We start from the raw sequence: 19,725 nt of genomic DNA, 5'->3' as shown, positions 1-19,725 counted from the left end.
TATTATCCGATTGAGCCTTCCATTTCGAACTTGATCAGACGGTTCATTTCAACCGCATATTCCATTGGAAGTTCTTTTGTAAATGGTTCGATGAAGCCCATTACGATCATTTCCGTTGCTTCTTGCTCAGAAATTCCGCGGCTCATCAAGTAGAACAGTTGTTCTTCAGATACTTTGGAAACCTTCGCTTCATGTTCAAGGGAAATGTTGTCATTCAAGATTTCATTATAAGGAATTGTATCGGATGTAGACTGATTATCCATGATTAATGTATCACATTCAATGTTTGAACGAGCTCCATCCGCTTTACGTCCGAAGTGAACGATACCGCGGTATGTTACTTTACCGCCTTGTTTAGAAATTGATTTTGATACAATAGTTGAAGATGTATTTGGCGCTAGATGAATCATTTTTGCCCCAGCATCTTGGTGTTGGCCTTTTCCGGCAATGGCAATCGATAATGTCATACCGCGGGCACCTTCACCTTTTAAGATGACAGCAGGATATTTCATTGTCAATTTAGAACCGATGTTACCATCAATCCATTCCATTGTTGCGTTAGCATCACAAACCGCACGTTTCGTAACCAGGTTAAACACGTTGTTTGCCCAGTTTTGAATTGTTGTGTAACGGCAGTAAGCATCTTTTTTAATGACGATTTCAACAACCGCACTATGAAGGGAGTTAGTTGTATAAACAGGTGCTGTACAACCTTCTACATAGTGAACGGATGCGCCTTCATCAACAATGATTAGCGTACGTTCGAATTGACCCATGTTTTCAGAGTTGATTCGGAAATAAGCTTGAAGCGGAGTATCCACTTTAACGCCTTTTGGTACATAGATGAAAGATCCGCCTGACCAAACCGCCGAGTTCAATGCCGAGAATTTATTGTCAGTAGGCGGAATCGTTTTTCCAAAATGCTCACGGAAGATATCTTCATTTTCACGAAGTGCTGAGTCCGTATCTTTAAACACGATACCCAAATCTTCCAATTCAACTTTCATGCTGTGATAAACTACTTCGGATTCATATTGAGCAGAAACACCAGCTAAATATTTTTGTTCTGCTTCAGGAATACCTAATTTATCAAAAGTTTGTTTGATTTCGTCAGGAACTTCATCCCAAGATTTCTCTGATTTCTCTGATGGTTTAACATAGTATGTTATTTCATCAAAGTTCAAGCTTTGCATGTCGCCGCCCCATTGAGGCATTGGCATATTGTAAAAATGCTCCAATGATTTCAAACGGAAATCAAGCATCCATTGCGGTTCATCCTTCATTCGAGAAATTTCTTCCACGATTTCTTTTGTCAGACCGCGCTTTGAACGGAAGATGGAAACATCTTTATCCGCAAAGCCATATTTATAATCGCCGATTTCAGGCATTTTCTTTGCCATAGCTCGTATTCCTCCATTTCAAATGGCTGAATTACAACAGCTCATTTTAATTTAATTATTCCTTCAATCCCTTTTCCATGGCCTTCCAAGCTAACGTCGCACACTTGATTCGGGCAGGGAATTTAGAAACACCTTGAAGGGCTTCAATATCCCCAAGGTCCATCTCATCATCGTATTCTTTTCCCTGAATCATTAAGGAAAAAGTCTCGGACATAGCTAAAGCAGTTTCAACGTCTTTGCCCTTAATGGCTTGAGTCATCATGGAAGCTGAACTCATGGATATGGAACAACCGTCACCATCGAACTTAACATCGTTGACTTTTCCATCTTCAATCTTCATTGTTAATCGAATCCGATCACCGCAAGTTGGATTGTTCATGTCAATCGTCATGCTGCCATCCTCTAGCATGCCCTTATTACGTGGTTTCTTATAATGATCCATAATGACCTGACGGTAAAGTGTATCTAAGTTATCAAAAGACATTGCTGAAATACTCCTTCGTTTTAACAAGCCCGGACACAAGCTTATCAATATCTTCTTCCGTGTTATAGAGATAGAAACTTGCTCTTGCTGTCGAGGACACGTCAAGCCATTTCATTAATGGCTGTGCGCAGTGATGACCGGCACGGACAGCAATTCCATCTGCATCAAGTACGGTAGCGACATCATGTGGATGTACGTCATTAATATTAAAGGTTACTACGCCCGCACGTTTTTCTGAATCTTTTGGACCGTATATCGTCAGTCCTTCAACTGCAGACATTTTCTCCATTGCATAAGCGGCGAGTTTATGTTCGTGCCGTTCAATATTATCCAAGCCGATTTCTTCCAAGAAATCAATCGCAGCCCCAAGACCAATGGCACCTGCAATGATAGGGGTTCCGCCTTCGAATTTCCACGGGAGTTCTTTCCATGTAGACTCATACAAACCTACAAAATCAATCATCTCACCGCCAAATTCGATTGGCTCCATATTTTCCAAGAGTTCTTTTTTACCATATAATGCGCCGATACCAGTCGGACCGACCATTTTATGACCTGAGAAGGCAAAGAAATCACAATCCAAATCGCGGACATCCACTTTTAAATGTGGTGTGCTTTGTGCCCCATCGACTACCATTACAGCATTGTGTTCATGGGCGATTTTCGCGATTTCCTTCACAGGATTGATAACACCAAGTACATTCGAAACCTGCATGATGGCAACGATTTTCGTTGCATCCGTAATTGTAGCCCTCACATCATCAAGGGAAATCGTACAATCCTCCTGAAGCGGAATATACTTCAGTACTGCGCCTTTTTCTTTGGCAAGCTGCTGCCACGGAATGATATTACTATGATGCTCCATGTAAGAGATGACAATTTCGTCACCCTCTTTTACATTTGCACCACCGTAACTTCTTGCTACAGTATTCAAAGAAGTCGTCGTGCCTCTGGTAAAGATGATTTCTTCTGTAGAAGAAGCATTAATGAATTTACGGACCTTTTCACGTGCACCTTCATACGCATCCGTAGCTTTTGTTCCAAGTGTATGCACCCCGCGGTGAACATTCGAGTTGTATCCGCGGTAATATTGCTCAATCGCTTCAATCACTGCAGCCGGTTTTTGAGAGGTTGCAGCACTATCTAAATAAACTAATGGCTGACCGTTGACTTCTTGATCTAATATCGGAAAAAGCTTACGAATTTCGTATGGGTTCATTACTGTACTTTCCTTTCAATGACCGCTACTAATTGTTTTTTTACTCCCTCAATAGGAAGCTGGTTAACAACAGGGGCCAAGAATCCGTGAATGACAAGTCTTTCTGCTTCTTTCTTTGTAATACCACGGCTCATTAAATAATACAGTTGAAGCGGGTCAACACGACCGACAGAAGCGGCATGACCAGCCGTAACATCATCTTCATCAATCAAGAGGATTGGATTGGCGTCTCCGCGTGCTTTTTCACTTAACATCAATACGCGTGATTCTTGTTCGGCATTAGCCTTTGTAGCACCATACTCTATTTTCCCAATTCCATTAAAAATGGAGGAAGCTGCGTCTTTCATGACACCGTGCTTAAGGATATAGCCCTCAGAGCGTTTGCCAAAATGAATGATGGCAGTCGTAAAGTTTTGCTTTTGCTCCCCGCGGCCGACTACAACGGATTTAGTATCACCGTGTGAGCCATCGCCCATTAAATATGTTGTGTTATCCGAAATCGTATTACCGTCATTCATAAGACCAAGAGCCCATTCGATATGTGCGTCACGGCCTGCAACTCCACGGCGGTTAACATATGTCGTAAAGCCTTTAGAAAGTGTATCGACCGCTCCGTATTCCACTTTTGCATTCGCATTCGCAAATACTTCAGTTACGATATTAGCGATGCCTTCGTTAGATTCAACATTTGAGAAATAGTTTTCCACATATGTTACCGAGCTGTTATCTTCCGCTACGATCAATACATGGTTGAAAAGTGCAGTATCTGGATTATCCAACAAGAATACCGATTGAATCGGCTCTTTGATTTCTACATTTTTCGGAACATAAAGGAATGCTCCCCCATTAACTAATGCAGCATGCAATGCTGTTAAACGATGCTCATCTATTTTAACGCCGTCTTTCATGAAATACTTTTGCACAAGCTCGGAATGGTCACGGGCCGCTGTGAAAATATCCGTAAAAATGACGCCTTGTTCTTTCACATTTGCTGACAGATTGATATGTGCCGGCGTATTGTTGCGTTGAATGTATAAGTTTCCGTTTTCCTCAATGATGGCCTTGATTTCTTCCGGAAGCTCCTCTTTTGAGGCAAAAGCTTCACTTTCAACCGCGTGGGTCTTAAAGGAAGTAAAGTTCCATTTGTCGATTTTCGTTTTATCCGGCTTTGGCATCGGGAGCTTTTCAAATTCAGAAAACGCTTGAATCCGAAGCTCGGAAAGCCAAGCTGGCTCATTGTTTTTAGTTGAATAAGAGTTTATATCCTCTTGTTCAAACGGTAATTTCGTTTCTGTAGTCATTGCAAATCCTCCTACTTACGCTTCTTCGCCAACAGTTTCGTCTTCAATGCCCAATTCTTGTTTGATCCAATCATAACCTTCCGCTTCCAAGCGGGCAGCAAGTTCAGGACCACCTGATTTTACGACACGTCCTTGCATCATTACGTGTACATAATCAGGAGTGATGTAATTTAATAGACGTTGGTAGTGAGTGATGATCAAGCATCCAAAGTCTTCTCCGCGCATTTCGTTGATTCCTTTTGAAACGACTTTAAGTGCATCGATGTCAAGCCCTGAATCAATCTCATCTAAAATTGCAATTTTAGGTTGGATCATCATTAATTGAAGAATCTCGTTACGTTTTTTCTCTCCGCCGGAGAAACCTTCATTTAAATAGCGTTGCGCCATGTCTTCATCCATTTCAAGGAATTCCATTTTCTGATCCATTTGACGGATGAATTTCATCAATGAAATTTCATCGCCTTCTTCACGGCGTGCGTTAATGGAAGAACGTAAGAAGTCAGCGTTTGTAACGCCACTGATTTCACTCGGATATTGCATAGCAAGGAATAGACCGACACGAGCGCGCTCGTCGACTTCCATTTCCAATACGTCTTCACCATCGAATGTGATGCTTCCGCTTGTTACTTCATATTTAGGGTGACCCATGATTGCTGATGATAAAGTGGATTTACCAGTTCCATTTGGTCCCATGATCGCATGGATTTCTCCACCTTTAACTTCAAGGTTTACCCCTTTTAAAATCTCTTTACCTTCAATTGATACGTGAAGATCTTTAACCGTTAATGTAGAAGCTGACATAATAATACCTCCGTGAACTAATTCCTATTTTATTACCAGAAAGTAAAGATAACTTTCCTTACTATAATTTGCATAAAAGCATTCTCAATTTATTCTCATTCCAATTTTATAACAAATCCAATTTGGAATCAACTAATATAGATAGGGGTTTCCACTTATTACATAGTAAAAACCTGTCCTATTCTTAGGATACTAACAAATAGAGCATATTTACAGCATATTCTGCCTTATTTTAGCTTTTGTTAAAATTATCTTATTATTCGGCAAACCTTCGTTCTTATTAATATATGTTCAACAGATTCGATTGGAAGGTATAAACGTTCCGATTAGGAAAGAAAAAATCGGACTGCCGGGCATTATGTAAGTTTATCCAATAAGGAAACCCTTATTTCCCGGACCACTTTACATTTTACCTCTACAGACCGATCTTTTAAAGAAATGTTTTATATGCTTAGCCGTGAATTTTGCGTTGAAGATCAAGGACCATTTTGTTGCACTTTACATGTTCCCTATCTCGTTCCTTCTCAACCTCGATACGGAGGTCTAAGTTCCTACTGTACTCACTGTAGCCAATCCCATGTGAAGACTGCATCGCCTTTTCCATTTCGCTTGTTACATTTAAATCAAGAGTATTGATAGTGAACCATCCTTTCAAATTTGTGAACCATTTTATTTCCTTCATTAATTCTTTACCCTTCAGTTTCGTGATTAAACATGAAAAACGACCTGAATTATATCAGGCCGCCATTCTTGAATCATTTATCAACCGGTACAACTGCACCTTTATATTCTTTAAGGATGAAATCTTGAATCTCTTTAGAATGCAATACTTCTACTAGCGTTTTGATTTCTTCTTTATTTTCATCACCTTTGTTAACAGCAATAACGTTCACATATGGTGATTCAGAATCTTCAATGGCAATCGAATCTTCCAATGGATTCAAGCCTGCGTCGATTGCATAGTTAGAGTTGATCAGAACTGCATCCCCTTCGCCACTCTCATAAATCTTTGGAAGTAAAGCTGCTTCATAATTAGCATCAAATTTAAGGTTTTTCTTATTTTCAACGATGTCTTTTGTTGTTGCTGTCGTTTTATCGACGCCCTCTTTCAATTTGATCAGGCCATTCTTTTCCAACAGAGATAACGCACGTCCGTGGTCAGCAACCGAGCTGCTCATAATAATTGTTGCCCCTTCCGGAAGTTTATCGATGCTTTTATATTTTTGTGAATATAGACCGATAGGCTCGATGTGAATTCCGCCCGCATTGACGAAATCATATCCATTCTCTTTAATGGCCGACTCTAAGAAAGGTAGGTGTTGAAAATAGTTAGCATCCAATTCCTTATCATTTAAAGTCTTATTCGGTAAAACATAATCCTGGAATTTTTCAATTTTCAGCTCTATTCCTTTTTCTTTAAGAATAGGTTTAGCTTTTTCAAGAATCTCAGCATGCGGAACATTGGATGCTCCTACAACTAATTTCTTCGTTTCCTTTTCTGTATCGCTGCCGCCGCTTTTGTCCTTATCTGCTCCACAAGCTGCCAGAGCAATCGATAAAACAAGGACTAATGCAAATCCTAAAAACTTTTTCATCCTATTCATCTCCCTTTATCTTTTGTCTAATTTAGATGTAATCAAATCTCCAATAATTTGAATAATGAAGACGATAATTAAAATAACGATAGTCGCTACTAACGTAACGTCATTGTTGCTTCTTTGATAGCCGTCTAGATAGGCTAGATTACCAAGCCCGCCTGCGCCGATGACCCCGGCCATTGCGGTATAGCCGACCAATGCAATCGAAGTTACCGTAATCCCGGATATAAGGGCCGGCATCGACTCTGGAAGAAGGACCTTCCAAATGATCGTACTCGTTTTAGCCCCCATGGATTTAGCCGCTTCAATTACACCCTTGTCGATCTCACGGAGGCCAATTTCAACCATACGCGCATAAAATGGCGCCGCCCCGATAATAAGTGCTGGTAATGCTGCATTCTCACCAATCATAGAACCGACAAGCATTTTTGTAAAAGGTATGAGTAACACAATTAAAATAAGAAATGGAATGGAACGGAATATATTTACGACAGCACCAATGACCGCATTGACCGCCTTGTTTTCCCATATATTACCTTTCCCTGTCAAGAACAGGATCAACCCTAATAGTATGCCTATAAAAAAGGTAGCGACTACAGAGATGCTTGTCATATAAAGCGTTTCTTTCGTTGCTTCTAAAATGGCTTCCCAATCTACATTCGGCAATAATTCTTCAAGCATGAGTAATCACCTCCACGCCTACCTGCTGTGCTTTTATGAATTCTATTGCGCGGAGCATTTCATCCTCATTGCCATCAAGGTGGATAAACAACGTTCCATATGAACCGCTTCTTGTTTGGGATATTTTACCTTGAACGATATTGACATCCAACTCGAAGTTACGTACGAGCTTAGTGATCAACGGGCTTTCTGCACGATCACCTACAAAAGTCAATTGAATCACTTTACCTGCAGGAAAGCGTTCAAGCAAATGGTCCATCGTTTCTTTTGTTTCTTCTGGTTCCGTTACCTGTTGCACGAAACGCTTCGTCATTTGTTCTTTAGGATTCTTGAATACATCAAGGACAGGTCCCTGTTCAACGACTTGCCCGCTTTCCATCACGGCCACACGATGACAGATTTTACGTATTACATGCATTTCATGTGTTATCAGGACAATCGTCAACCCCAGACGCTGATTGATGTCAACAAGCAATTCGAGTATGGAATCGGTAGTCTGTGGATCTAAGGCAGAAGTCGCTTCATCACAAAGCAGGACCTTAGGATCATTTGCTAGGGCCCTGGCTATTCCCACCCTTTGCTTTTGCCCTCCGCTTAATTGCGAAGGATATGCCTTTTCTCTGCCTTCCAGTCCGACTAGCTTGATCAATTCGTTCACACGCTTGATGCGTTCAAATTTTGAAACGCCTGCAATTTCCAACGGGAAGGATATATTTTCCTGAACGGTCCTGGACCATAATAGATTGAAATGTTGGAAAACCATGCTGATTTCTTGACGTGCCTTACGGAGCTGAGCCCCTTTAATTTTTGAAACTTCCTTCCCAGCCACCACAACGGATCCCTCTGTAGGTGTTTCCAAACCATTGAGCATTCTGATCAAAGTACTTTTCCCAGCCCCACTGTAACCAATAATACCGAAAATCTCGCCTTTATTTATTTCAACATTCACATTATTTACTGCCTTAATAGTCTCACCGTTTCCTTTTCCTGTTCGGAAAAGCTTACTTACTTTCGTCAATGTAATCATTAATACTCACCTCTTTTATCCAATGAAACCTATGAACTTAGTTGATTTCTCTATATTATTTGTCAGTTTTTTTTCCGCCCGCAGGAATGTTTTTCCAAATGAAACAGAAAAAACCTTTCTGCATGAGCAGAAAGGCAGGTGAAGAAGCTGGCCTTCCTCTCATCTTCCAAAGTAATTAAACTTTGTGTGAATTGGCACCTTTCCAAGGAATCTCCTTGTCGGTTGCCGGGTTTCATCGGGCACATCCCTCCACCTCTCTTGATAAGAGCTAATATATAGAATATTTGTACAACATTAAGTTCTTTAGTATGGTGAAATTTTATCATAGATAAAAAAGGAGCGCAATGTATATTATTTCTAGCAAAAGAATGAACTGGACTTTTCGCTTAAACCGTTTTAGACGTCAGGGAGACGATATTCGTCGCTTTTTCAATTGCCTGCTCTAAATCTTCTATTAAATCCTCTGCATTTTCAATCCCGATGGATAACCGGACCTGATCAGCACTCACTCCCGCTTTCGCCAGACCTGCATCATTCAATTGTTGGTGGGTCGTACTGGCAGGATGGATGATTAAACTCTTAGCATCCCCTACATTAGCTACATGGGACCATAATTCCACCGAATTGATAAGTTTTGCCCCGGCTTCGCGGTCACCCTGTATCCCAAAAGTCACAACAGATCCTGCTCCCTTTGGCAAGTATTTATCCGCAAGGGCTTTATCGGGATGATCCTCCTTACCAGGATGTGAAACCCAAGTCACGGCAGGGTGATTTTCCAAATATTGAATGACAGACTTAGTGTTCGAAAGATGCTCTTTCATTCTTACATGCAGCGTTTCAAGTCCAAGCGTAAACTGGAATGCACTTTGGGCACTTAGGGCAGGACCTAAATCACGAAGCAACTGCACTCGGGCTTTCGTTATAAAAGCAGCAGGTCCAACTGCCTCGGCGTATACCAGACCGTCGTAGCTTGGGTCAGGCTCCGTAAAGCCAGGGTAGTTTGGTGAGTTCCAGTCGAACTTCCCTCCATCCACTATGACACCGCCTAACGTCGTTCCATTCCCCAAAATCCATTTTGTAGCGGAATGGATGACAATATCCGCCCCAAAATCAATTGGTCGGCATAGATACGGTGTAGCGAAGGTATTATCGATGATTAAAGGTATCCCGGCTTCGTGGGCGATGTCTGCTACTGCTTTTATATCAAGGACCCTCAAACTTGGATTTCCGATTGTTTCAGCAAATATGGCTTTTGTTCTTGGCGTAATCGCCCTTTTAAAATTTTCTGGGTCATCAGGAGAAACGAACTTCACCTTAATCCCATATTTAGGAAGAGTGTTTTCAAAAAGATTATACGTGCCGCCATATAATGTAGAGGCTGAAACAATTTCATCCCCTGCACCGGCAATATTCAGGATTGACAGTGAGATGGCTGCCATTCCGCTTGCAGTTGCCAAACCGCCGATACCGCCTTCCAATAAGGCCATTCTTTCCTCAAAAACACTGACCGTGGGATTATGGAGTCGTGTATATATATAACCATTCTCCTTTAAACCAAATAAATTCGCTGCATGGTCGGTGTCTTTGAACAAGTATGCATTGCTTTGGTAGATAGGAACTGCGCGGGCACCTGTTTCATCAGCTTGCAGACCGCCATGAACACTCAATGTTTCGAAACGCAACTTTTTCTCAGACATACGATTTCACCTTTTTCTATGGATTTAGTTGGAATTTTATGAAGACCTGGCATTTCATAAACAAAAAAACCACTTCCACAAGAAGAGGTTTAAAACACACCTCATCTTCCAGAGCCAACACTCTGCTGGAATTAGCACCGTATATAAATTTATACCGGTTGCCGGGCTTCGTCGGGCCAGTCCCTCCACCACTCTTGATAAGAACTATTAAATTCAGCCGTTACTTTCTTAATTCAAAATATAGCATTTTAGAATGAATCAGTCAATGAATTGTTAGAATATTCTTTGTTTAGTTTCAATTTGGCCGCCTTATGTCCACAATAAAGAAACCAATCCGGTTCTGATTGGTTTCTTAGCTGATTTCCTTAAGCAATCCGTACAAATAAGGAACGGATTGAAAGGCATATATTTTTTTGTGCAGCTGTCCTTTTTTGAAAAGCAATAAACAAGGGACACTTTCAATTTCATACGATTCGGAGATTGCCTGGACATAGTTCATATTCATTTTGCCTGCCCTCAATTCCGGGAAAAGTTCCATGGATATCGTCAGCATCTTGGAAGCCACCTGACAGGTACCGCATAAAGGCGTATATAAATATAAACAAAAGGTTTCCCCTTTTTCAACGGCAAACTTACACTCTTCTTCTTTCCATTCCTGCATCAACTAATCGTTCACCCTTTGACTTAAAAATTTCATTTTCACATTCATATTGGCAGATAAAAGCACAGTTGCGATATGATGTTCGGGTGAGCTTTCCACTTCTTTGTACATTTTATTAATATACAGGTGGTTCGCTTCCGGCATTTCCCTTCGGAATTGCTTCCGCAGCTTTTCTCCTGATTCATCTGCGTCAAAAAGGAGATAAACATCACGGTCCATCAATTCATCCACTAATTCATCGAGCTTAGTTAATGATATGGTCCCATTCGTACATCTTATTTCCACATCTTCATTTAAAACGGAGGCAACTTTTTTTCTATCGGAACTGCCTTCTACAATGATCACTTTATCGAACTCGCCCCATTCCATGTCATCACTCCATCTCACGAATTATGTGCGCAACTGCAATTGTTCAAAATGAAAAAGAGAGCAGGCCTTTTCAGGCCCCCCTCTCCATCGTTTTAACCGTTAATCAAACTTTCATATTCTTCAGCGCTCATCAGATTTTCAATATCACCGCTATTTGATGGTTCAAGCACGATCATCCATGCTTTTTCAAAAGGAGATTCATTTACATATTCAGGGTTGTCACTTAAATCTTCGTTTACTTCAACAACCTTGCCACTGATAGGAGCATAAAGCTCAGAAACGGTCTTAACGGATTCCACACTTCCAAATGGCTCGTTCGCTTTCAGTTCATCACCGATTTCTGGAAGCTCAACGAATACGATGTCCCCAAGCTCGGACTGGGCGAAAGCAGTTATTCCAATGCGCACTGTTCCATCTTCCGTTTTGACCCATTCATGTTCTTTAGTGTAACGAAGTTCTTTTGGTGTTGTTGTCATTATTAACCCTCCATATGTATATCTTATTTTATCTATTCCATTATAAGGTAGATCTTATGTTTAAGTAAGGAATTAACCAAATATTTTGTAAAATTTCATTTCCAAGCCTGATCGAATTGCTCTTCTTTGAAACCTACCGTCACTTTGGTACCATCCGTAACAATCGGCCTTTTCAGAAGCATGCCATCTGTGGACAATATATCAAGCATCTCTGCTTCAGAAGCTTCTTTCAGCTTATCCTTTAAGCCCAGCTCCCGATATTTTTGACCGCTAGTATTGAAAAACTTCTTCAACTCTAAATTGCTGATTTTATATAGTTGTTCTATTTCAGTTCGCGAAGGCGGGTTTTCCGCTATATGGATCGCTTCATATTGCAGTTCATGATTATCCAGCCACTTTTTCGCATTACGGCATGTGCCGCATTTTGGGTACCAATATAATGTTAAGCCCATCGTTTCACCACCTATCAATAGAATACCCGTTTTCACCACGCAATACAACGAAATATCCTTTGAATTTCCAATGAGATTTCATCAAAGGAAATAAAGGGAATGCCTTTACGGGGCCTCCCCTTTACAGATTCTGATTTATCATTTTGGGCGAGAAGACTCCTTCCTCAAAATGAGCATTTAGGTGGGAGATGAATCGCTTTCTTTTTGTTTGAATAATCAGATATATTATTTGTACAGTGGTTCATAACTGCATATACTTAGTATATACAATAAGTAGAAAGGAGCTTGACTGATGAAGAAGACATATTTCTCAAAACGCATTTATAAACACACATTGAATCAAGGGTATGTAGAAGCCAATAGTCATGCTCTTTTTCTATTTAATCGATCCAAACATTTTGCGGTGAATAGGTTCGTGAAAGAAGAGCGTTTTGGCCGTTCAAGACGAGAAAAAAGCATGCAATTAACGTTGAAAGAAAAATTTAAAATGAATGACTATTATACAAATAGTGTCGTTCAAGAATCTAAGGCTATTCTTTCTTCTCAAAAAGAATTGAAAAAACTCTATGTTTCTAATAAAGAAGAACAAATAAAGTCAGTCAAAAAGAAGATGAAATCGTTGAAAAACAGACTAACTACTTTGACTAAGATTAAGGAATCCTTCATAAAAGGAAAACCGGCATTCAACAAAACGTCCAGAGAGCAGAAAATGGGTCGTTATTTCGTCTTGCCATTCAAAAAGAAAACAGATATCTATTATCACGCCTATCAATTTGAGCATGAGTATTTGGATGTTGAAATTCGAAACCTACAAAGTAAATTAGGGCGTTTGAATTTTCGCTTAGATCGATTAGAAAAGCTGTTAAGAAGTTTAAAAAATAATGTCAAGAACGTTGTTTTTGGTAGCAAAAAACGATTCAATCAGCAATTCACTTTAGAAAAATACGTGAAAAATCCTGAATCGTGGAAGAGCGACTGGCACCAATCTCGTTATAACAAAATGACCGTTTCCGGACGTAAAGATGCGAAATACGGAAATTTTGTTTTCACTTATAATTCAGATTCAACCTTCCTTTCTTACCAAACACCAAACGGTGTTTGTGTAGAAATGCCAGTGGTGTTTCCTTACGGACAAGAAAATGTAGATTTTGCAGTTAAAACGCAGTTGAACTGTAAAAACAAAAAACAATTTGGTAAACCAGTAGCCTGGTCATTAGAGGACCACGGCGATTATTATATCGTGAAATGTCTTATCGACATGGATGGAAACCCCAACAAAAACTACAGTAAAGCTGAAGGGGTATTTGGTGTTGACCTAAATGTTGACCATATTGCATGGAGTCATGTGAATTCAAAAGGTCAATTGGTTAAGTCTGGAGTCTTAGAGTTTGATATCGAAGGAAAAACCTCAGGTCAAATCACGAAAATCATTGAGGCGGAAGCTATACAGTTGGTTGAATTAGCTGCCCGTTATCATAAGCCAATCGCGCTTGAAAAGTTAAATACCACTAAATCAAAAGCATCGAATCCTTACGGCAATAAAAAAGCGAACAGGAAAATGTCCATGTTCGCCTATAACCAATTAATTTCAGCTATTAAAAATCGTGCGGAGAAGATGGGCGTGACTGTTTTTGACGTGAATCCAGCCTTCACTTCTCAAATCGGAAAAATAAAGTATATGAAGCGCTTGGGAATTTCCATTCACCAAGCAGCTTCTTTTGTCATTGCTCGACGAGCAATGGGTTTTAAAGAGAAACTTCCACCAGTGTTGCATTCCCTACTACCGGAGAAGATGGTAGGTCTACATCATTGGGCGCAGTGGAAGTGGATATCGTCATCCCTGTCTGGGTTCGCAAATCTGCGTTCTACCAAATGGAGCTTTTGAATATAAGCAGGATTCATCTTGGTGAACTTTTTCTTCCAGGGGCTCTCACAGACTTGGAACTAAAAGGTTTGGTTAAGTTCGAAAGCAGGAAATCGGCTTCCTAGTTGAATGGGAACCGTCCTTTTAGGAATCCCCTTCCTCAAAAATTCGTTAGAATTTAGGTGGGGGTAGTTCAATGCTTAAAGCGCATATTTTTCCGTTTCGATTACTTTAACCGAAGCTTCACGTTTTTTCGCAATGACATTGATTGGAGTGTATCTTGTCAGCTTACGAAGAGAAGCAAGCATGATGCGAAGAGTATCGCCTGTTTCTACCCCAATTAACGTTTCCTTTGCATGTTGTTCTATTTCATTGAAAGCTTCCTGAACGAAAATTTCCGTATAAAGTACTTTTTGTTTGTTCTTCTCCAGCCCCGTAGACGCAATTGCTTTTTCCGTACGTAATACCACGGACTCAGCTGCATAGGCAAGGGATGCTATATCAGCAATGTTGGAGAGGATTTCTTGTTCTTGATCAAGGTTTTTCCCGTATTTCTGTGCAGCAAGGCCAGCTGCCAAAATACCGATTTTCTTTGCATTTCTAACAAGCATTTTTTCTTGTGCCAATGGCTCATCACTAGGCTCTTCCGGCATCATCATCATTAATTCCTCTTGCAGGCTTTGTGCCTTTTGAAGAAGTGGCAATTCCCCTTTAAGTGCCTTTTTCAGGAAAGTTCCCGGAACAAGCAATCGATTGATTTCATTTGTACCTTCAAAGATCCGGTTAATACGGGAATCACGGTATGCTTTTTCAATTTCATACTCCTGCATGAAACCATAACCACCATGAAGCTGTACGCCTTCGTCCGTAACGTAATCCAATACTTCGGAAGCGAAGAATTTATTCAGTGAACACTCGATTGCATATTCAGCGATTGCAGCTGCCATTGATTTTCCATCTTTCACTTGCTCATCCGTCAACTTGCTCTGTCTTTGATCATAAAGTCCAACGGTACGGTATACAGAGCTTTCAGCAGCATAAATTTTTGCCGCCATTGTTGCAAGTTTTTCTTTCGTCAAGTTAAAATCGGAAATTTTCGTTTTGAACTGTTGGCGTTGATTCGTATAAGCAGCTGTAATCTCAAGGGCACGTTTAGATCCGCCGACAGCACCCACGCCTAACTTATACCGGCCAATATTCAGGATATTGAATGCAATGACATGCCCTTTTCCAGCTACGCCCAAAAGATTTTCGACAGGTACATGAACGTCTTCAAGGATTAATGTACGTGTAGAAGAGCTTTTGATCCCCATTTTCTTCTCTTCAGCACCAGTTGATACGCCTTTATAATCACGCTCCACAATGAAAGCAGAGAATTGTTCGCCGTCGATTTTAGCGTAAACACAGAAGACATCTGCAAAACCTGCATTCGTAATCCATTGTTTTTCACCATTTAAAATATAGTGGGTTCCTTCTGCATTCAATTTCGCTGTCGTTTTTGCTCCCAAGGCGTCTGAACCTGAGCTGGGTTCCGTCAATGCATACGCAGCAATTTTCTCTCCCGTAGCCAGTAAAGGGAGATATTTTTTCTTTTGTTCTTCATTCCCGAATAATACGATTGGCAAAGATCCGATACCTACGTGTGCACCATGCGTAATTCCGAAACCGCCTGCAAGTGCCATTTTTTCTGTAATTAATGCCGAACTGATTTTATCAAGACCCAATCCGCTGTATTCCTCAGGAACGTCAGCACCAAGTAAACCGATGTCACCTGCATGCTTCAGTAATTTAACAGAACGGTCAAATTCATGGTTCTCTAAATGTTCAACCTGCGGCAGAATTTCATTCACTACGAAATCCTCAGAAGTTTTGGCAATCATTTTATGCTCATCGGAATAATCTTCCGGTGTAAACACTTGATCATACGTAATATCCTCTACTAAAAAGGCTCCGCCTTTAATAAGGTTATCTGTAGTTTGATTGGACATATTATTTCCTCCTAAATGTTAATTATAGTAAATGGCTTTACAGCTTCCTAAAGGGTTGGGTTACGCTAATAATTCAAATACTCCGGCAGCTCCCATTCCGCCGCCGATACACATTGTCACGACTCCGAATTGTTGGTTTCTGCGCTTCATTTCATGAAGCAGGCTTAATGTCAATTTTGCTCCCGAACATCCTAGGGGATGACCCAAGGCAATGGCCCCTCCATTTACATTGACAATCTCTTCATTCAATCCCAGCTCACGAATGATTTGAATGGATTGGGAAGCGAAGGCTTCATTCAATTCAAATAAACCAATATCGGATAACTCAAGGCCTGCTAGTTTCAATGCTTTAGGAATAGCTGCAATCGGTCCGATGCCCATAATTTCAGGTGGTACCCCTGCTACAGCAAAGGAACGGAACTTACCAATCGGTTTCATCCCTAATGAAGATGCCTTTTCCCCATCCATGACCATGACCGCGGCTGCCCCATCACTCGTTTGTGATGAATTCCCTGCTGTTACGGACCCTGTTACAGAGAATGCAGGTCTTAGTTTTTTCAGCACTTCAACAGTCGTTCCTGGACGAACGCCCTCATCCTGAGCAAACGTGAATGATTTTTCCTTTAATTTAAGATCAGGCCCCACTGAGCGGAGGGTTACATCAACCGGTACGATTTCATCCGAAAATTTTCCTTCTGCGATGGCCTTAGCAGCCCTTTGATGACTTTGTACAGCAAATGCATCTTGATCTGCTCGGGAAATTTCGTATTTTTTTGCAACGGCTTCAGCGGTATGACCCATACCCATATAATATTCCGGGGCTGTTTCTGCAAGTTGCGCGTTCGGACGTGTTACATGGCCCATCATCGGCAAAAGGCTCATGGATTCCGCTCCGCCTGCAATGACTGTATCACTTTGGCCAAGCATGATTCTCTCCGCTCCATAGGCGATACTTTGTAACCCGCTTGAACAGTAACGATTAATGGTTACGGCTGGCACTGTATAAGGCAATCCTGCCAATGCTCCAATGTTACGCGCCATGTTCAATCCTTGCTCCGCTTCAGGCATCGCACAACCGATAATCAGATCATCGATGGTGCCTTCATAATTCCCTGCACGCTTTAACGTTTCCTTTACAACAAGAGCCCCTAAATCATCCGGGCGTACATTAGCAAGAGAACCTTTTTTCGCTCTTCCTACCGGAGTCCTTGCTCCAGCTACTATTACCGCTTCTTTCATGAGGATCCCCCTTACTCATTTTAAGCTATCAATCTATTAATCTTCGTTTCGCCATATCTTCATCTATTTCATCAGTTTCGGAGTGGTTTCCCTTTAACAAGCATGTGCTGCATCCTTGCTTGTGATTTCGGAGTCGAAATCAGTTTTAGGAACGCTTGTTTTTCTAGGTTCAAGATATACTGTTCATCCACTTCCGTGCCAAATGGGAGTTTCCCCCCTGCCAAGACGTATGCAAGCTCTTTGGCTATTACAAGGTCATGATCGGTTAAGAATCCTGAAAGGCGCATGGATTCCGCCCCCAATAGCAGTGTGGCATAACCCGTTTCACCTACGACAGGAATCTTTGTGCGGGGTGGAGCAGTATAACCTTGTTCATACATGGAAATGACTGCTTGCTTCGCATCATATAGTTGATGATCCGCATTCACACTTATTCCATCCGTTGAATTAAGGAAATTATCCCCGCGTGCTTCCTCAGCAGAGGTCGAAACTTTTGCCATGGCGACCATTTCAAATACTTTGTTGGCCACTTTCTGTAAATCAAAGTCGACACCCTTCGGCATATTCCTCAATGTCTTCACATAAAGTTCTTTAGTACCGCCGCCGCCTGGGATCAAACCTACACCAGCTTCCACTAGTCCCATATACGTTTCAGTCGTTGCCTGAATGTGCGCAGCCGGAAGGGATACTTCAGCACCACCGCCAAGTGTCATATTAAACGGGGCTACCACTACAGGGACCGCACTATACTTAATTTTAAGCATCGCCTTTTGGAATTGGCTGATGACCATATCAAGTTCGAAAATATTGTCATCTTGCGCTTCCATCAACATCATTGCAATATTAGCGCCAACACAGAAATTCTTGCCTTGGTTACCGATGACCAGGCCTTTAAAATTCACTTCTGCTTCGTCGACCGCCGCATTGATCATTTGCATGATATCCAGACCGATTGCATTATTCGGTGAAGTAAATTCAAGAAGAGCCACTCCATCGCCGATATCTATCAAGCTTGCACCACTGTTTTTCTTGATTACGCCTTTTTGCTTCTTGATTGCTTTAAGATTGATCACTTTAGGATTTTCGATAAGCTCTTTATATTCACCATTATCATAATAGTGAACTATGCCCTTTTCTTCTTTATAGAAAGAAGTGATGCCCTTGGCGAGCATATCCTTCACCCATTGCGGAACTGTGAGGCCATCCGCTTCCATACGGGCTACCGATTTCTCTACACCTATCGCATCCCAGGTTTCAAAAGGACCAGTGGACCATCCGAAGCCCCATTTCATCGCTTGGTCGATTGCCACGATGTCATCCGCGATGTCACCAAGCAGTTGGGCAGAATATACAATCACCGGATTCAGCACGTTCCAAAGCAATTGGCCAGCACGGTCTTCGCTATAAACAAGCGCTTTCATTTTATTTTCCAAGCCCTTGGCCTGTTTAGCCATTTCGATGGAAGGCGTTTTTAATTTTTTTCGTGCATCATATTCAAGGGTTTCGGGATTCAGTTCAAGGATTTCCTTGCCCCTTTTCAGGAAAAACCCTTGGCCTGACTTGCTTCCAAGCCACCCATTCTTAAGCATTTCATTCATGAAATCAGGTATTTTGAAAACTGTTTTTTCTTCCCCATCCACCTGGTCATATACGTTTTTGGCAACATGTGCAAAGGTATCCAATCCAACTACATCAAGTGTCCGGAAAGTCGCGCTAGTTGCCCTTCCGATCAACGGTCCTGTAACCGAGTCGACTTCACCGACACTGTATCCGCCTTTTTGCATTTCCCGGAGAGTGACCAACAAACCGTAAGTGCCAATGCGGTTTGCGATGAAGTTTGGCGTATCCTTGGCTTCGACGACACCTTTTCCCAGTACATCTTCTCCGAATCGTTTCATGTATTCGAGCACTTCTGGTGAAGTAGCTTTAGTGGGGATGATTTCCAACAATTTAAGATAACGCGGTGGATTGAAGAAGTGGGTTCCCAGGAAGTGCTTTTGAAAATCTTCCGAACGGCCTTCTGCCATCGCTTCGATTGAGATTCCTGATGTATTCGATGAAATGATGCTTCCTGGTTTACGATGCTGATCAACCTGGGCAAATACACTTTGCTTAACCTCAAGTTTCTCAACGACCACTTCGATGACCCAATCGACATCCTTTAAGCGACTTATATCATCTTCCAGGTTTCCTGCCTCGATCAATGCAATATTTCCCTTAGCAGAAAGCGGAGCTGGTTTCTGTTTTAAAAGTTTAGTAATCGCAGTTTGGCTGATGCGGTTACGCACTTGTTTATTATCTAATGTCAGACCCTTTTTCTTTTCATCCTCTGTGAGCTCACGAGGTACAATATCCAATAATAAAGTCGGAATGCCGATGTTAGCAAGGTGTGCAGCAATCCCTGATCCCATAACTCCTGACCCTAGAACAGCAGCCTTTCGTATTTGTCGAACCAAGTTTATATCCCC

18 protein-coding genes and 2 riboswitches are annotated in these 19,725 nt (G+C 41.4%); of the genes, 1 reads left to right on the top strand and 17 read right to left on the bottom strand.

What is annotated here, in order from left to right; all coding sequences use genetic code 11:
• Window positions 1-2: 2 nt before the first annotated feature.
• From sufB to ACQKKK_RS07505, 14 genes are all read right to left on the bottom strand, one after another.
• On the bottom strand, window positions 3-1,400 hold the full coding sequence (gene sufB / locus ACQKKK_RS07570; protein ID WP_144478059.1) for a Fe-S cluster assembly protein SufB: 1,398 nt from the start codon (window positions 1,398-1,400) through the stop codon (window positions 3-5).
• 55 nt (window positions 1,401-1,455) lie between these two features.
• Entirely contained in the window at window positions 1,456-1,884 is a 429-nt protein-coding gene (gene sufU, locus ACQKKK_RS07565; RefSeq protein ID WP_061465486.1) for a Fe-S cluster assembly sulfur transfer protein SufU, read from the bottom strand.
• A complete protein-coding gene (locus ACQKKK_RS07560) occupies window positions 1,874-3,103 on the bottom strand; it encodes a cysteine desulfurase (protein ID WP_427615262.1) in 1,230 nt (409 codons plus the stop codon). The genes sufU and ACQKKK_RS07560 overlap by 11 nt, the downstream gene beginning before the upstream one ends.
• Window positions 3,103-4,404: a Fe-S cluster assembly protein SufD gene (sufD, locus tag ACQKKK_RS07555; protein WP_427615261.1), complete on the bottom strand. Its 1,302-nt coding sequence runs from the start codon at window positions 4,402-4,404 to the stop codon at window positions 3,103-3,105. The genes ACQKKK_RS07560 and sufD overlap by 1 nt, the downstream gene beginning before the upstream one ends.
• Window positions 4,405-4,419: 15 nt before the next feature.
• Window positions 4,420-5,205 (bottom strand): Fe-S cluster assembly ATPase SufC, encoded by a 786-nt coding sequence (gene sufC / locus ACQKKK_RS07550; protein ID WP_061465489.1) that lies wholly within the window; start codon window positions 5,203-5,205, stop codon window positions 4,420-4,422.
• Between the two features lie 451 nt (window positions 5,206-5,656).
• Window positions 5,657-5,887, bottom strand: coding sequence for a hypothetical protein (locus ACQKKK_RS07545; protein ID WP_427615259.1), 231 nt, complete (start codon window positions 5,885-5,887; stop codon window positions 5,657-5,659).
• A gap of 73 nt (window positions 5,888-5,960) precedes the next feature.
• A complete protein-coding gene (locus ACQKKK_RS07540) occupies window positions 5,961-6,800 on the bottom strand; it encodes a MetQ/NlpA family ABC transporter substrate-binding protein (protein ID WP_427615258.1) in 840 nt (279 codons plus the stop codon).
• Between the two features lie 15 nt (window positions 6,801-6,815).
• Window positions 6,816-7,484, bottom strand: coding sequence for a methionine ABC transporter permease (locus ACQKKK_RS07535; RefSeq protein ID WP_427615256.1), 669 nt, complete (start codon window positions 7,482-7,484; stop codon window positions 6,816-6,818).
• Window positions 7,477-8,511: a methionine ABC transporter ATP-binding protein gene (locus ACQKKK_RS07530; RefSeq protein ID WP_427615254.1), complete on the bottom strand. Its 1,035-nt coding sequence runs from the start codon at window positions 8,509-8,511 to the stop codon at window positions 7,477-7,479. The genes ACQKKK_RS07535 and ACQKKK_RS07530 overlap by 8 nt, the downstream gene beginning before the upstream one ends.
• Before the next feature lie 156 nt (window positions 8,512-8,667).
• Window positions 8,668-8,779: riboswitch (SAM riboswitch) on the bottom strand.
• 118 nt (window positions 8,780-8,897) lie between these two features.
• Window positions 8,898-10,208 carry an O-acetylhomoserine aminocarboxypropyltransferase/cysteine synthase family protein gene (locus tag ACQKKK_RS07525; protein WP_427615252.1) on the bottom strand — a complete coding sequence of 437 codons (1,311 nt, stop codon included), beginning with the start codon at window positions 10,206-10,208 and terminating at the stop codon, window positions 8,898-8,900.
• Window positions 10,209-10,306: 98 nt separating this feature from the next.
• A riboswitch (SAM riboswitch) is annotated at window positions 10,307-10,412 on the bottom strand.
• Window positions 10,413-10,560: 148 nt separating this feature from the next.
• Window positions 10,561-10,869: a thioredoxin family protein gene (locus ACQKKK_RS07520; RefSeq protein ID WP_427615316.1), complete on the bottom strand. Its 309-nt coding sequence runs from the start codon at window positions 10,867-10,869 to the stop codon at window positions 10,561-10,563.
• Window positions 10,870-10,872: 3 nt separating this feature from the next.
• Window positions 10,873-11,238: a toprim domain-containing protein gene (locus tag ACQKKK_RS07515; RefSeq protein WP_427615250.1), complete on the bottom strand. Its 366-nt coding sequence runs from the start codon at window positions 11,236-11,238 to the stop codon at window positions 10,873-10,875.
• Window positions 11,239-11,330: 92 nt separating this feature from the next.
• Window positions 11,331-11,714, bottom strand: coding sequence for a glycine cleavage system protein GcvH (gcvH, locus tag ACQKKK_RS07510; protein ID WP_427615248.1), 384 nt, complete (start codon window positions 11,712-11,714; stop codon window positions 11,331-11,333).
• Window positions 11,715-11,809: 95 nt separating this feature from the next.
• Window positions 11,810-12,166 (bottom strand): arsenate reductase family protein, encoded by a 357-nt coding sequence (locus tag ACQKKK_RS07505; protein ID WP_427615247.1) that lies wholly within the window; start codon window positions 12,164-12,166, stop codon window positions 11,810-11,812.
• 415 nt (window positions 12,167-12,581) lie between these two features.
• On the opposite strand from ACQKKK_RS07505, the gene ACQKKK_RS07500 reads away from it, so the two are divergent.
• On the top strand, window positions 12,582-14,051 hold the full coding sequence (locus ACQKKK_RS07500; RefSeq protein WP_427615246.1) for an IS200/IS605 family accessory protein TnpB-related protein: 1,470 nt from the start codon (window positions 12,582-12,584) through the stop codon (window positions 14,049-14,051).
• 179 nt (window positions 14,052-14,230) lie between these two features.
• Here ACQKKK_RS07500 and ACQKKK_RS07495 read toward each other — a convergent pair whose 3' ends face one another.
• The 3 genes from ACQKKK_RS07495 to ACQKKK_RS07485 form a co-directional block, all read right to left on the bottom strand.
• A complete protein-coding gene (locus tag ACQKKK_RS07495; protein WP_427615244.1) occupies window positions 14,231-16,018 on the bottom strand; it encodes an acyl-CoA dehydrogenase family protein in 1,788 nt (595 codons plus the stop codon).
• A 60-nt stretch (window positions 16,019-16,078) separates the two neighbouring features.
• The gene (locus ACQKKK_RS07490) at window positions 16,079-17,257 is read right to left on the bottom strand and encodes an acetyl-CoA C-acetyltransferase (RefSeq protein WP_427615243.1); all 1,179 of its coding nucleotides are present in this window, start codon (window positions 17,255-17,257) and stop codon (window positions 16,079-16,081) included.
• A gap of 71 nt (window positions 17,258-17,328) precedes the next feature.
• Window positions 17,329-19,713: a 3-hydroxyacyl-CoA dehydrogenase NAD-binding domain-containing protein gene (locus tag ACQKKK_RS07485; RefSeq protein WP_427615241.1), complete on the bottom strand. Its 2,385-nt coding sequence runs from the start codon at window positions 19,711-19,713 to the stop codon at window positions 17,329-17,331.
• Window positions 19,714-19,725: the final 12 nt, after the last annotated feature.

The sequence above is a fragment of the Peribacillus sp. NPDC006672 genome, assembly GCF_050274955.1.
GTDB lineage: Bacteria > Bacillota > Bacilli > Bacillales > DSM-1321 > Peribacillus.
The sequence above is the reverse complement of the archived record's forward strand: the minus strand, read 5'-3'. Positions and strand labels throughout refer to the sequence as shown.